Source organism: Allobosea sp. Leaf344, assembly GCF_001426225.1.
Taxonomy (GTDB): Bacteria; Pseudomonadota; Alphaproteobacteria; order Rhizobiales; family Beijerinckiaceae; genus Allobosea.
Map to the genome: position 1 here is coordinate 231,656 of NZ_LMRT01000013.1, position 13,753 is coordinate 245,408.

At 68.1% G+C, this 13,753-nt stretch carries 14 protein-coding genes; 6 read left to right on the forward strand and 8 right to left on the reverse strand.

Annotated elements, in window-relative coordinates; all coding sequences use genetic code 11:
- Positions 1–91 precede the first annotated feature (91 nt).
- The 5 genes from ASG72_RS09750 to ASG72_RS09770 all read right to left on the reverse strand — a co-directional run bounded on the left by ASG72_RS09750 (position 92) and on the right by ASG72_RS09770 (position 4,317).
- Positions 92–655 carry a VUT family protein gene (locus ASG72_RS09750; RefSeq protein WP_056711550.1) on the reverse strand — a complete coding sequence of 188 codons (564 nt, stop codon included), beginning with the start codon at positions 653–655 and terminating at the stop codon, positions 92–94.
- On the reverse strand, positions 645–1,391 hold the full coding sequence (queC, locus tag ASG72_RS09755; RefSeq protein WP_056711552.1) for a 7-cyano-7-deazaguanine synthase QueC: 747 nt from the start codon (positions 1,389–1,391) through the stop codon (positions 645–647). Before queC ends, ASG72_RS09750 begins: the two co-directional genes overlap by 11 nt.
- A 7-nt stretch (positions 1,392–1,398) precedes the next feature.
- Complete coding sequence (locus ASG72_RS09760) at positions 1,399–2,343, reverse strand: ribose-phosphate pyrophosphokinase (RefSeq protein ID WP_056711554.1); 945 nt, start codon at positions 2,341–2,343, stop codon at positions 1,399–1,401.
- 190 nt (positions 2,344–2,533) lie between these two features.
- On the reverse strand, positions 2,534–3,094 hold the full coding sequence (locus ASG72_RS09765) for a hypothetical protein (RefSeq protein WP_056711556.1): 561 nt from the start codon (positions 3,092–3,094) through the stop codon (positions 2,534–2,536).
- A gap of 71 nt (positions 3,095–3,165) precedes the next feature.
- Entirely contained in the window at positions 3,166–4,317 is a 1,152-nt protein-coding gene (locus ASG72_RS09770) for a Xaa-Pro peptidase family protein (RefSeq protein WP_056711558.1), read from the reverse strand.
- 186 nt (positions 4,318–4,503) lie between these two features.
- Between ASG72_RS09770 and ASG72_RS09775 the strand changes: the two genes are divergently transcribed.
- From ASG72_RS09775 to ASG72_RS09800, 6 genes are all read left to right on the forward strand, one after another.
- Positions 4,504–4,758 (forward strand): accessory factor UbiK family protein, encoded by a 255-nt coding sequence (locus ASG72_RS09775; RefSeq protein ID WP_056711560.1) that lies wholly within the window; start codon positions 4,504–4,506, stop codon positions 4,756–4,758.
- Positions 4,759–5,045: 287 nt separating this feature from the next.
- A complete protein-coding gene (locus ASG72_RS09780; protein ID WP_056711562.1) occupies positions 5,046–5,552 on the forward strand; it encodes a YbjN domain-containing protein in 507 nt (168 codons plus the stop codon).
- 136 nt (positions 5,553–5,688) lie between these two features.
- The gene (gene proC, locus ASG72_RS09785) at positions 5,689–6,510 is read left to right on the forward strand and encodes a pyrroline-5-carboxylate reductase (RefSeq protein ID WP_056711564.1); all 822 of its coding nucleotides are present in this window, start codon (positions 5,689–5,691) and stop codon (positions 6,508–6,510) included.
- Between the two features lie 65 nt (positions 6,511–6,575).
- A complete protein-coding gene (locus ASG72_RS09790; protein WP_056711565.1) occupies positions 6,576–7,319 on the forward strand; it encodes a hypothetical protein in 744 nt (247 codons plus the stop codon).
- A gap of 462 nt (positions 7,320–7,781) precedes the next feature.
- Positions 7,782–9,917: a methyl-accepting chemotaxis protein gene (locus tag ASG72_RS09795; protein WP_056711567.1), complete on the forward strand. Its 2,136-nt coding sequence runs from the start codon at positions 7,782–7,784 to the stop codon at positions 9,915–9,917.
- Positions 9,918–10,008: 91 nt separating this feature from the next.
- Positions 10,009–10,368, forward strand: a complete 360-nt coding sequence (locus ASG72_RS09800; protein ID WP_082540243.1) for a tRNA-binding protein — start codon at positions 10,009–10,011, stop codon at positions 10,366–10,368.
- Between the two features lie 571 nt (positions 10,369–10,939).
- Here ASG72_RS09800 and ASG72_RS09805 read toward each other — a convergent pair.
- The 3 genes from ASG72_RS09805 to ASG72_RS09815 form a co-directional block, all read right to left on the reverse strand.
- On the reverse strand, positions 10,940–12,283 hold the full coding sequence (locus ASG72_RS09805; protein WP_056712548.1) for an ATP-binding protein: 1,344 nt from the start codon (positions 12,281–12,283) through the stop codon (positions 10,940–10,942).
- A gap of 101 nt (positions 12,284–12,384) precedes the next feature.
- Complete coding sequence (locus ASG72_RS09810) at positions 12,385–13,113, reverse strand: response regulator transcription factor (RefSeq protein ID WP_056711570.1); 729 nt, start codon at positions 13,111–13,113, stop codon at positions 12,385–12,387.
- An 80-nt stretch (positions 13,114–13,193) separates the two neighbouring features.
- Positions 13,194–13,691 carry a MarR family transcriptional regulator gene (locus ASG72_RS09815; protein WP_244488776.1) on the reverse strand — a complete coding sequence of 166 codons (498 nt, stop codon included), beginning with the start codon at positions 13,689–13,691 and terminating at the stop codon, positions 13,194–13,196.
- Between the last annotated feature and the right edge of the window lie 62 nt (positions 13,692–13,753).

Here is a 13,753-nt window from a genome sequence, read left to right on the forward strand (position 1 = left end):
GCGCACTCGTTCTCATGGAGCGCGGACCCTATGGCGGGACTATGAAGCAGGCGTTGCCATGGTCGTTAAAATGCGCGCGTTAAGCACGCGGTCAGGCCGGCGCCAATCCCAGCCGCTGGTCGCGCCGGCGCAGCAGCTGCATCAGCGGCAGCGCGAGCAGCACCATCCAGGCCTTGCCGATGATCTGCCCGGCGAGGAAATCGAGATTGCCGAATGCCAGCCAGAGGAAGACGATGCTGTCGACAATCAGCCCGAGAAGGCTCGAGGCGGCGACGGCCAGCACGAAATGCCGGCGCTGCAGCGGCGTGTAGACCGCGAAATCCGCGAGTTCCGAGAGGAGGAAGGCCGCCACCGATGCGGTGACGATCGCGGGCGGCGCGATCAGCCCGGAGATGGCGGCGCCGACCACGATCGCGACCAGGCCCATGCGCGCGCCCAGCCTGCGCTGCACGACGTCGCGCAGCACCAGGGCCAGGCCGATCATCAGCACGCCGCTCGGCGCCTTGATGCCGGGCGCGACGGGGACGAGGCAGGGGCCGCCGGGCACGCAGACCGTGCCGACATGGCCGATCATCCAATTGGCGAGCGGGATGGTCAGGGTGAAGAGCGCGAGCGCGATCACCCCCTCGATGCGGCGCTGGCGGTCAAGTGTCATGGCTCGGACCCGTATCGTCAGGTGACTGCAGAAAGAGCTCGTAGCCCCTGGCGCGCAGGTCGCAGGCCGGGCAGGCACCGCAACCATGACCCCAGGAATGCCGCAAGGTCCGGTCACCCCTGTAGCAGCTATGTGTCTCCTCGATGACAAGATCGAGCAAAGCGTCGCCGCCGATCGCCCGGGCCAGTGCGAAAGTCTGCGCCTTGTCGCGCCACATCAGCGGGGTGTGCAGCACCAGGCGCCGGTCGAGGCCGAGATTGAGCGCGACCTGCATCGCCTTGATCGTGTCGTCGCGGCAGTCGGGATAGCCGGAATAATCGGTCTCGCAGACGCCGAGGACGATGTGCCGGCAGTCGCGGCGATAGGCGAGCGCCGCGGCGAAGGTGAGAAAGATCAGGTTGCGGCCTGGCACGAAGGTGCTCGGCAGCCCCGAAGCGGCGAAGGCGATCTCGCTGTCGCGGGTCAGCGCCGTGTCCGACATCGCGCCCAGCGTGGCGAGTTCGAGGCAATGGTCGTCGCCGAGCCGGGTCGCAGCAGCGGGCAGCACCGCAGGCAGGCGCCGGCGCAGGGTCTGGCGGCAGCTCAGCTCGACGGCGTGGCGCTGGCCGTAATCGAAGCCCAGCGTCTCGACCTGGTCGAAGCGCTGGAGCGCCCAGGCGAGCGCCACCGTCGAATCCTGTCCGCCGGAGAACAGGACCAGCGCGCGGGAAGGTCCCCTGGCCAGGTCGTCCGGCACGGTCCGCTCAATCGAAGAGGCTGGAGACGCTGGATTCGGTCGCGGTGCGCTCGATCGCCTCGCCCATCAGATTGGCGATGGAGATCACGCGGATGTTGCGCGCCACCTTCACGGCCTCGGTCGGCATGATCGAATCGGTGATCACCAGTTCCTTCAGCTTGGAATTGGCGATGCGCGCCACCGCGCCTCCCGACAGGACGCCATGGGTGATATAGGCGAAGACCTCGCGCGCGCCCTGTTCGAGCAGCGCCTCGGCCGCGTTGCAGAGCGTGCCGCCGGAATCGACGATGTCGTCGAGCAGGATGCAGGAGCGGCCCTCGACCGAGCCGATGATGTTCATCACCTCGGACTCGCCCGGGCGGTCGCGGCGCTTGTCGACGATGGCGAGCGGCGCGTCGATCCGCTTGGCCAAGGCGCGAGCCCGCACCACGCCGCCGACATCGGGGGAGACGACCATGGCGTTGCGCCAGTCGAGCCGGTCCTTGATGTCGCGCGCCATCAGCGGGGCGCCGAAGAGATTGTCGGTCGGAATGTCGAAGAAGCCCTGGATCTGCCCGGCATGCAGATCGAGCGTCAGCACCCGGTCGACGCCGGCATGGGTGATGAGGTTGGCGACGAGTTTCGCGGAGATCGGCGTGCGGCCCGAGGCCCGCCGATCCTGCCGCGCATAGCCGAAATAGGGGATCACCGCGGTGATGCGCCTGGCCGAGGAGCGGCGCAGCGCATCGGTGATGATGAGCAGCTCCATCAGGTGGTCATTGGTGGGGAAGGATGTCGACTGGATGACGAAGACATCCTGGCCGCGCACATTCTCCTGGATCTCGACGAAAACCTCCATATCGGCGAAGCGCCGAACCGAGGCCTTGGCGAGGGGAATGCCGAGATGGGCGCAAATGGCTTCAGCAAGCGGCCGGTTGGAATTCCCGGCGACGACTTTGATTGAAGAGTGCATTCGGGGCGCACCGTTGGTCTGGCTTGGCCTGAGCCGTGCGGCCGGCTCAGTTCGAACGGCTCTTAACAGCGGCATGACAACGAGTCGACCGCTGCACTGCAAAAAACGCTGTACGTCTTGCAGCATTGGCGATGGACCTGCGCAGCCGGCATGCCGGGCGGCTGCGGGGGCGGGCGGTCCCGCCCGCGGGTCAGAGCCGCTTGCCGCCGGCGGCCGCGGCCGTCCTCGCCTTGGCGGCGCCGGGTTTGGCGTCCCCGCCGGTCTTCACCGTCGCGACCGCGGGGGTGGTGACCAGGAAGCTGGCGATCGCGTCCATCGACTCCGAAGCCGCCTTGGCGACGACGGAGCGGTCGATGCCGGCCCAGGGATCGCCGCCGCCGCTGCGGGTGCCGAGGCTCGCGCCCTGGACGCGCTGGGCGCGCTGCTTGCCCGCATCATAGACGTCCCAGACGAAGGCCAGGGCGGTCTGCCCGTCCTCGGTCGGCTGGGCGGTGAGATAGCCGCGCACCCGGAAACGGGCGGGCTTGTCGCCCGGGACGATCTCCATCTGCCGTTCGGCCGCGGCCTCGCCGAGCAGACCGGCGAAGCTCGTCGTGACGGAATCGGGTGCCCCGGTGATGCTCTGCACGGAAACCGGCACGCCCGGCGCGTCGACGCGCTGGCGTTGCGCCGTCTGGGATGTCTGCTGGCAGCCCGCCAGCGCCAAAGCCATCAGCGGGCCGAGAACCAGCCCCCTCTCGCGCCTGTTCATATGATGCTCCCGCCTTGTCATGCGTACGGGTTTCGGTGCTTTGCGCAGTCCCTGCGGGGGTTGTTCTAGGCTCAACGCAGGACGAGGTCCAGATCGGGCAGGTTGAGCGCCTCGGCGCCGTCCTGGCCGACGAGATAGGTCCGGCCGAGGCACATCGCGGTCTCGCTCTCGGAATCCATCAGGATCATATGGGCGAACATCACCATGCCCGCCTCCAGCGGCCAGTCATTGCCCTCGTAGAACATCGGCCAATCCATCCAGGAGGGCGTGAACTTGGCGCCCAGCGAATAGCCGCAGGCGTTGAGCCGGTGCTCGCTCAGCTCATGCGCGGCGAAGATGCGGGCATGGGCGGCGAAGACGTCGCCCGCCGTCCGTCCTGGGCGCAGCTGCGCCTCGCAGGCCAGCAGCGCGTCCCGTGCCGCCGCGTGATAGCGCAGATGCAGCGGCCGCGGCTCGCCGACCACCACGGTGCGCATGATGGCGGCGTGGTAGTGCCGCTCGGCGCCCGCGAATTCGAGCGTGATCTGGTCCTGCGCGGAGAGCTTGCGGCGGCCGGATTTGTAGCGGCAGAGCAAGGCGTCCCGGCCCGAGCCGATGATGAACTCGTTCGCCGGATAGTCGCCGCCGCCGGCGAAGATGGCATTGTGCTGGGCGGCCAGGATCTCGCCCTCGTCGGCGCCTTCCCGGATCGCGGCGAGGGCCGCGGCGTCGGCGGCGTCGGACAAAGCCGCCGCGCGCCGGACATAGGCGATCTCCTCGGCCGATTTGACGGCGCGCAGGCGGGTGACGATGGTCGAGGCATCGACGAGCTCGCCCTGGCCGGAGAAGGCGGCTTCGAGCTTGCGGCCATTGGCGGCGACCAGGCCATAGGCCTCGAACTCCACGCCGATGCGTCGGCCGGCCACGCCCATATCCTGCGCCATCGCCAGCAGGTCGTGCGCCGGATTGGCGTCGCGCCCATCCTTCCAGATGCGGATGTCCTGCAGGGTCGAGGTGTGCTGCGCCTGGCGCAGATCCGCCGAGCGCGTCAGCAAGGCCATGCGCCCATCCGCCGTCAGGACCAGGCATTGGAAGAAGCAGAAGCCGAAACTGTCATAGCCGGTCAGCCAGAACATCGATTCCTGCTGGAACAGGAACAGCGCGTCGAGCCGCTCCCGCTGCATGGCGGCCAGCAGGGCCTCGCGGCGGCGGTCGAATTCGGCTCGGGTGAAATGCAGGGCCATGGCGCGGCGATTCCCTTCAGCGGTATCGGGCGATGCTAACCAGTGGCGGAGCTCGCGCCTATGCCGAAGCTGCCGGAAGGCCGGTTCCGCACCGCCACCAGTCAAAATCGCCGCAGCCGTTTGCGGGACGGCCCATCCTCGCCCATATGAGCATCGTGGGCCGTGCAGCCCCCGAAGGAGAGAGCCATGGTCGCCACCAGCAATCGTTTCCTCGACGACATCGCCCGTCTCGCCACCGATGCGGCCGGCGCGGCGCAGGGCGTGCGGCGCGAGGTCGAGACCGTGATCAAGACGCAGATCGAGCGGCTGCTGCGCGATATGGACGTCGTCACCCGCGAGGAATTCGAGGCGGTGCGCGAGATGGCGCTGCTGGCCCGCGAGGAGAACGACAAGCTCGCGGCGCGGATCGCAGCGCTGGAAGCCGGCGGCGACAAGCCCTGAGCGGGCGTTTTTTCGTCCACAGCCAAGAGCTGTGGACAGGCGGCGGCGGGGATTGAGCCTCGCCCCCGAATCCGGGGAGCGTGGCGCGGTGTTGGGCGCTTCGCGGTGCCTGCGCTATCGTCGATGAAAGTGATTCGACGGTCGGAATCGTCTTCCGGCCTTCGGAGACGGAGTGCCTCCGGGCCTTCGGCAGTCATGTTGCGTCCTTGCGCTTTCCAGTCGCCGTGTTCCCGTTCTCGAGCGCGCCGGACCCGCAGCCAGCGGGGAGGCAGTTGGAACCCTAGGACATGATGGATCTCGATCTGGACGGCGAAATCGATCGCCCGTCCAACCCCCTCGACCTCATCGAAAGACTGGCCGCCCTCAACAGCTGGAGTTTCGATCGCGACAGCGACGACGAGCTTTCCGTCTCGGTGAGCGGCGGCTGGTCGGATTACCACGTCGCCATCACCTGGCTGGCCGAAGTGGAGGCGATCCACATCGCCTGCGCCTTCGACCTGAAGGTGCCGGACCGCCGCCGCGCCGAGGTGCTGCAACTGGTGAGCCTGGTCAACGAACAGCTCTGGCTCGGCCATTTCGACCTGTGGAGCACGGAAAACGTGGTGATGTATCGCCACGCTCTGCTGCTCTCCGGCGGGGCGGAACCGACCGACGAACAGGCGGCGGCGCTGATCAAGGCGGCGATCGACGCCTGCGAGCGCTATTTCCAGGCCTTCCAATTCGTCGTCTGGGCCGGCAAGAGCGCCAAGGAAGGGCTGGAGGGCGCCATGCTGGAGACGGTGGGCGAGGCCTGAGAGGGCCGCGCGCCGGGGCCGCCATGCCGCGAACGCGCGTGGCGCCGGGGCCGTGCGGGCTGCGTCGCGCTTGACCGGGCCCGGCGGGGCCGGTCAGTGTCGCGCCGTTCCCGCCATGCCAGCCCGTGAGATCGCCATGACCGTTTCGCTCCCGCAATCGCTCGTCCTGCTCGGCGCAGGCAAGATGGGCGGCGCCATGCTCGAAGGCTGGCTGCGCATCGGCATGGATCCGGCCGGGATCAGCCTGGTCGACCCGCACCCCTCCGACGAGATCGTCGCTTTGGCGCAGGAGAAGGGCATGGCGCTCAACCCCGATGCCGAGCGGATCGCGCCGCCGGACGTGCTGGTGCTGGCGACCAAGCCGCAGATGCTGGATACCGCAGCGCCCGCCGTCCAGGCCTTCATCCACCCCAAGACGCTGCTGATCTCGATCCTGGCGGGCAAGACCTTGGCTAATCTCGCCGCGAGGCTGCCGACCGCCAACGCCATCATCCGCGCCATGCCGAATCTGCCGGCCGCGGTGCAGAGGGGCGTCACGGCCGCGGCTCCGGGCCCGGGCGTCACCGCTGCGCAACGGGCGCTGGCGGATGCGCTGCTCGGCAGCATCGGCCGGGTGGAATGGCTGGATGACGAGGGGCTGATCGACGCGGTCACCGCCGTCTCCGGCTCCGGCCCGGCCTATGTCTTCCACCTCGTCGAATGCCTGGCGGCGGCCGGTGCCGCGGCGGGGCTGCCTCCCGCCATCGCCGAGCGTCTCGCCCGCGCGACGGTGGAGGGCGCCGGCGAGATGCTGTTCCAGTCGCCGCTGCCGCCCGCGACCCTGCGCCAGAACGTGACCTCGCCGGGCGGCACGACGGCGGCGGCGCTCGACGTGCTCATGGCCGATGACGGGCTGAAGCCGCTGATGGTCGCGGCCGTTTCTGCCGCCAAACGCCGCGCCGGCGAGCTTTCGGGCTGAGGGGCCTTCCGGTCGCCATGGTCGCACCCTAGGTTCTCAGGCAGACCTCGCGACGGAGTGCTCCCATGGCCCGCAAACCCGTTTCTCCCGCTGCCGCTGCCGAGCCCGGCCCGGCCACCCCGCCGGTCGATCCGCGCAAACAGGCCGTCGAGGCGCTGATGCGCCTGGCGGCACGACGTCCCTGGGACGAGATCGAGCTGGGCGACATCGCCACCGAGGCCGGCCTGTCACTGCTGAAGCTGCGCGTGCTGTTCCCCTCCAAGCTCGCCATGCTGGGTGGTCTCACGCGCATGGTCGACGATGCGGTTCTGGCCGATGTCTCCGACGATCTGGCCGGCGAGCCGATCAGGGAGCGGCTGTTCGACCTGGTGATGCGGCGGCTCGATGCGCTCGCGCCCTACAAGCCGGCGCTGCGCCGGATCGCGCCCATCATCCGGCGCGATCCGCTGACGCTGGCGGCGCTGAACCGCGGCGCGCTCAATTCCTGGCGCTACATGCTGGCCTCGGCCGGGATCGCGACCGAGGATTCGCTGGGGGCGTTGCGAGTCCAGGGCGCCGTGCTGCTGATGGCGCGTGTCTCCGACGTCTGGCTCGACGATGACGAGCCGGACCTGTCGCGGACGATGGCGCGGCTCGACAGGGAGCTGAAGACGGCAGGGCAGATCATGGCCCGCGTCGAGGATGTCCACCGCCTGACCGCTCCGCTGCGCGGCCTGGCGCGGGCGCTCTGTGCGGGAGGGCGGCCGCTGGCGCGCCGGCGCGAGCGCTATCCCGGCGAAGAGACGGATGATTACGCTCCCGCCATCTAGAATTGGGGCGCGCGGGCCTTCGCCGGTGCGCCTTTCGCCCGTTGCGCCATAAGGCGGGACGACCGATCGCGCCGTCACCGGAGCCGGTGAGATGCGCAGATCGAAATATGTCTATGATTTAACGATCTCTTGACCAATCCCGGTGATGGTCACGCAGGCAGGCAGCGGTGATCCCGCTCTCCCATGATCCCGGCCGCGAAGTCTTGCGCAGCTTCAGGATTGTCGTCGTGCGCGTCAGCGCGTCGATTGGCGATCGCGCATGCTTTCGGCCGATGCAGACGATATGGCGAATGCTTTCTCAGATCGGCATTTAACTGATTCAATAAAGAATAGTAACAATATCACGAAGCCGATGAATATTGAAGTTAACTTCATTTTTACCTTTATTATCTTGTACTCGTCTGCGAAAATTGCAGCGGTACAGGAATCAATATGTTGAACCGATTGAGCATTGCATCCTTGATGTGTGTTGCGCTCGTCGCGGCCGTCGCCGTCGTGGCGGCAGCGGGCGCGCTGTCCTCCAGCTTGCTGGGCAGCCGGTTCCTGAACGAGACGATTTCGCGGACCATGGCCGCCGCTCAGCAGGATTTCAGCGAGAATCTCGCCAAGGAGGCGCTCCGGGCGCGGAGCATGGCGGCGATGGTCGCCGGCAATACGCAGGTGCAGAAGCTTCTGGCCGCGCGCGATCGCGAGGCGCTGGCCGCGCTGCTGGTGCCTGAGTTCGAGGCGATCAAGCGCGAGGAAGGCGTCACGCAGATGCAGTTTCATCTGGCGCCGGCGACGTCCTTCCTGCGCCTTCACCGGCCCGAGAAATTCGGCGACGACCTGTCGTCCTTCCGCCGGACGGTGGTGGAGGCCAATAGCAGCGGCAAAGCGATCTTCGGGCTGGAGAACGGTGTCGAGGGGCTGGGCGTCCGTGGCGTGCTGCCGGTCCTCTCGGGCGGCCAGAAGGTCGGTACCTTTGAGGTCGGGCTCTCGTTCGGCCAGCCCTTCTTCGCCGCCTACAAGAAGACCACGGGCTATGACGTCGTCTTCTTCATCAGGAAGGGAGACAGGCTCGAACGCTTCGCCTCGACGCTTCCGGATGATGAGGCGGTGCCGGCGGATCTGCTGGAGCGGGGCCTGCAGGGGCAGAGCGAGGTCAGGACGGTCTCCGTCGGGGCGCGCTCGGTCGCGGTCGTCGGGGCTCCGGTCACGGATTATCGCGGCGATACGATCGGAACCTATGCGATCGTGGCCGATATCTCGGTGTTCAACTCGATCCTCGACCAGGCGAGGCTCGCAACCGTCGCGATCTTCCTGGTCGGGCTGGTCGTCGCGCTGCTCTTCGCCTTCGCGCTGAACCGGCGGATCCTCGCGCCGATGCGGGGCATGACGCAGGCGATGGGAGCTCTCGCCCAGGGCCAGCACGACGTCACGGTGCCCTCGGTCGGGCGACAGGACGAGATCGGCAACATGGCCGCGGCCATGCAGACCTTCAAGGAAGCGATGATCGCGCGGGACGCGACCGAGGCGGAGGCGCGGCGCCTCTCGGCGCATGCCGACGCGCAGGGTGCCGCGGCCGAGCTGGAGCGCCGCCGCAGCGAGAGCGAAAGGGCGGCGGTGGCCGAGCGGCTGGACCTGGTGGTGCGCGAACTCGGGACCGGGCTCGCTTTGCTGGCGGAAGGCGATCTCGGCCACCGCATCGAGCAGAACTTCAGCGCGGAATACGAGAAGGTGAAGGATGATTTCAACGCCACCGTCGCCAAGCTCCAGCAGACGATGCGCGAAATCGCCAGCAACACCGACAGCATGAAATCCGGCTCGGTCGAGATCAGCCAGGCGGCCGATGATCTGGCCCGGCGCACCGAGCAGCAGGCCTCCTCGGTGGAGGAGACGGCCGCGGCGCTGGACGAGCTGACGGCGACGGTGCGGCAGACGGCGGAGAGCGCGCGGCTGGCGAGCGAGGCGACCGAGCTGGTCAAGCAGGAGGCCGACCACTCGACCGGCATCGTGCGCGACGCGATCGAGGCGATGGGCGGGATCGAGAAATCGGCCGAGGAGATCTCGCAGATCGTCGGCGTGATCGACGAGATCGCCTTCCAGACCAATCTTCTGGCGCTCAATGCCAGCGTCGAGGCGGCGCGCGCCGGCGATGCGGGCAAGGGTTTCGCCGTCGTCGCCTCCGAGGTCCGGGCGCTGGCGCAGCGTTCGGCGGGGGCCGCCAAGGAGATCAAGACGCTGATCACCGCCTCGAGCCTCGAGGTCGACAAGGGCGTCGCGCTCGTCGGTCAGACGGGGGATGCGCTGCAGCGCATGGCCGGCGGCATCTCGCAGGCGACGCGATTGGTGGCGGGGATCGCGGCGGCGGCGCAGGAGCAGGCCTCCGGCCTGCACGAGGTCAACGCCTCGGTGGCGGAGATGGACCAGGCCACCCAGCAGAACGCTGCCATGGCCGAGGAATCGACGGCCGCGGCGCATTCGCTGTCGGAGGAGGCGGACAGGCTGGCAGCGCTGGTGGGGCGCTTCCGGCTCGGCGAGACGGGTGGCACGGCGCCCTTGCGCGCGGTGGCCCACAGTATGCGGGCGGCGCAGGCGCGAACGGGCAGGGCGGCCTGAACGCGACGACGCGTGTCCCGCGGGCGCCGGGTGAGGACAGACCTCTCCCGGCGCCCTAATATCCGCGGGTGAATCGAGACCAGGAGATCGCGTGACGGACCCTAAGTGCCCTGCAGCCCCGATCGGCTTCGACGATTTCATGAAGGTCGATATCCGCGTGGGCACCATCGTCGAGGCGCAGCCCTATCCGGAGGCGCGCAAGCCGGCGATCAAGCTCGTCATCGATTTCGGCGAGCCGATCGGCCGCAAGACATCCTCCGCCCAGATCACCAGGCATTACCGTCCCGAGGATCTGCCCGGGCGACAGGTGCTGGCGGTGGTGAATTTCCCGCCGCGCCAGATCGGCAAATTCCTGTCGGAGGTGCTGACGCTCGGCGTGCCCGACAGCGATGGCGAGGTGGTGCTGATCGGCCCGGGGCACGAGGTGCCGAAGGGCGGGCGCCTGTTCTGATGTCAGGCGGCCGTCGCCGGAAGCCGCGGTCCCGACAGCCGCATCCGCTGCGATCGGCCGTGCCAGGGGCAGGGCGACAGGGCGACGGGCGGCAGGGCGGCGGCGGCGCATCCGGCCGTGAGCTGCGGCTCGAAGCCCGGCCTTACCAGAACCCGAACCAGGCGTTGAGCGCCATCAGGGCGCCCAGCCAGACGAGCAGGCAGAACAGCAGCATCAGCAGCCGCATGCCCGCGACGAGCACCTCGCTCGAAGCCCTCTCGTATCGATCAGTCTCGTTCCCGTGAGGTCCCCGGTCTCGCTCTCGCATAGGCGACCCGCTTCGTGTCGAGCTCAGCTTCAGATCCTGATCGGCATCATAAAACTACGGGCACAACTCCCGTGCAAGCATAAATATATCAAAAATAACGCTAGGGCATTATGCGGTCGGGAGCCGGGCTTTACTGCTCGGATCGGCCGGCCAAAAGGCGGGAGATTTTTCACGCAGGCACGCGCGCATCGTCCGCGAAAGCTCGGATGCGGCGGGCGAGGCCATGTCGCCGGGCGGCCCCCGGCGGTTATCGCAAGCGCGGCGTCAGACCGGGAGGCGCACCGTCGCGCGCAGGCCGCCGAGGGGGGAATCGGCCAGGATGATGTCGCCGCCATGGGCGCGGGCGATGTCGCGGGCGATCGCGAGGCCCAGCCCGGTGCCGCCGGAATCGACATTGCGCGCTTCGTCGAGGCGGAAAAACGGCCGGAACACCTCTTCGCGCTGCTCGGGCGGGATGCCCGGCCCGTCATCATCGACCATCACGATGAGATAGCGCGCATCGTGATTGGCGCGGATGGCGATGCGGTCGCCATAGCGCGCGGCATTGGAGACGAGATTGGTGAGGACGCGGCGGAAGGCGTCCGGCCGGACCACGACCAGCGGATCGCCGATGACGGTGAGCTGGGTCTGGTGGCCCTGTCGCTCGGCATCGGCCTTCAGCTCTTCGAGCAGGCTGCGGATATCGGTCTCGACCGCCGCCTCGCCGGCATCGCCGCGCGCGAAGGCGAGATAATCCTCGAGCATCCGGCTCATCTCGTCGACATCCTTCTCGATCGCGTCGATCTCGGAGGAGCGCTCGAGCAAAGCGAGGGAGAGCTTGAAGCGGGTGAGGATGGTGCGCAGATCGTGGCTGACGCCGTTGAGCATGGTGGTGCGCTCGCCGACCGAACGTTCGACGCGGCGCTTCATCTCGATGAAGGCATTGCCGGCCCGTCGCACCTCGCGCGCGCCGCGCGGGCGGAAATCGGCGTCGCGCCCCTTGCCGAAGGCCTCGGCCGCATCGGCGAGCTTGAGGATCGGGCGGATCTGGTTGCGCAGGAACAGCACCGCGATGGTGAGCAGGATCAGCGAGGTGCCGATCATCCAGATCAGGAAGATATGGCTGTTGGAAGCATAGGCCTGGTTGCGCCGCGTCAGCACGCGCATCACGTCCTTGCCGAGCTTGACCCGGATCTCGATCAGGCTGGAGCGGCCGACCGTGTCGAGCCAGAAGGGCCGCGCCACCTGCTGGCTCAGCTCGGCCGACAGCGCATTGTCCAGCAGCGAGAAGAAGGGGCGGGGGCCCGGCGCCGGCAGATCGGAATCGGGGATGATGTCGACATCCATGCCGAGCCGGCGCTCGGCGATCCGCGAGAGAATGCGCGCATCCTGGTCCTGCGGATAGCTTTCATAGACATCGATCAGCGCCGCGATATCGGCCGAGACGGCGGAGGAGAGCCGTTGCGTCACCGTCTGCCAGTGCCGTTCCATGAAGACATAGGCGATGACCGATTGCAGCAGCACCACCGGCGCGATGACGATGACCAGCGCCCGCGGATAGAGCCCGGTCGGCATGTAGCGCGCGATCAGATGCAAGGGCCGCCCGGCGCGGCGCAGCTGCGGCTTCAGCGAACGGTTCAGGCGCCGCCCGATCCCGCCCAACACGGCGATGAGCCGCGCCAGCCCCGCGCCGGCCGCCCTCGCCGCCTGCTGAAGGGGCTCGATGGCGCTCACCCGCGATCCGTGACCAGGCGATAGCCGACGCCGCGCACCGTCTGGAGATAGAGCGGATCGGCCTGGTCGCGCTCGATCTTGCGGCGCAGGCGGTTCATCTGCACGTCGACCGTCCGGTCATTGGCGGCCGAACCCTGGGCCGCCAGCTCCTCGCGCGGCACGACCTCCCCGGCGCGTTCCGCCAGAGCGGTCAGGATCTCGCGCTCGCGTTCGGTCAGGCGGATCGGCTCCTCGCCCTTGCGCAATTCACCCCGGGCGAGGCCGTAGACGAAGGGGCCGAAGCGTACGAATTCGGGGCGGATCGCCGCGGCCGGCGTCTCGGCGGCGAGCGTCCGCTTGAGGATGTTGCCCAGGCGCAGCAGCAGCTCCCGCGGCTCGAAGGGCTTGGCGAGATAATCGTCGACGCCGAGTTCGAGCCCGTCGATGCGGTCCTTGCTGTCGGCCCGCGCCGTCAGCATCAGGATCGGCACGGAAGATCCGGTGCGGAAGCGCCTGGCGAAATCGAAGCCGTTCTCGCCGGGCATCATGATGTCGAGCACGATCGCGTCGAAGACGAGGTTGCTCAGCCTGGAATCGGCCTCGATCGCATTGCCGGCGGTGGTCACGCGGTAGCCATTATCCCCGAGGAACCGCGCCAGCAGATCGCGCAGGCGCCGGTCGTCATCGACCACGAGGATATGGGGCGCTTCATCTGGAAGCGGCTTGCGCTGCGCCTGTGCGGCCATGTCTCATTCCGGTCCCGGTGCCCCGGCGCTGCTGCGGCGGGTGTAGCGAACATCTGCCCGGTCCGAGCGTGCCTGGCCTGTCAGACCGGCTCGGGCAGGTGGGGCAGCACTTTGTGGCGTTCCGAGGGATCGATCAAGCCTGCGAGATAGCGCGCCACCGCCCTTTCGCCCTCGGCGGAGATGCCCGCGAGGGCGCCATTGACCCGCCTGGCCTGCAATTGCGCCAGCCGCTGGGCCAGCTCCTGGCCGGCCTGCGTGGTGTGGAGATGGCGCTGGCGCTTGTCCTGCACGCCGGTGCGCTGCTCGACGAAGCCGGTCTCGACCAGCTCCTTCAGCACCCTGTTGAGGCTCTGCTTGGTGATCTGCAGGATGTCGAGCAGCTCGGCGATGGTCAGGCCCGGGCGCCGCTCGACGAAATGCAGCACGCGGTGATGGGCGCGGCCGAAACCGTAATCGGCGAGGATGCGGTCGGGATCGCTGACGAAATCGCGATAGGCGAAGAACAAGAGCTCGATCAGCTCATAGGGCACCGGCGCGGCCTGGTCGCCGCCTGTCGCCTCGTTTCGGTGGCTGTGCACCTGCGCCACGCGCGATCTCCATTTTACGTCAGTGTTGTTGACATATCTCAGACACAAGATTA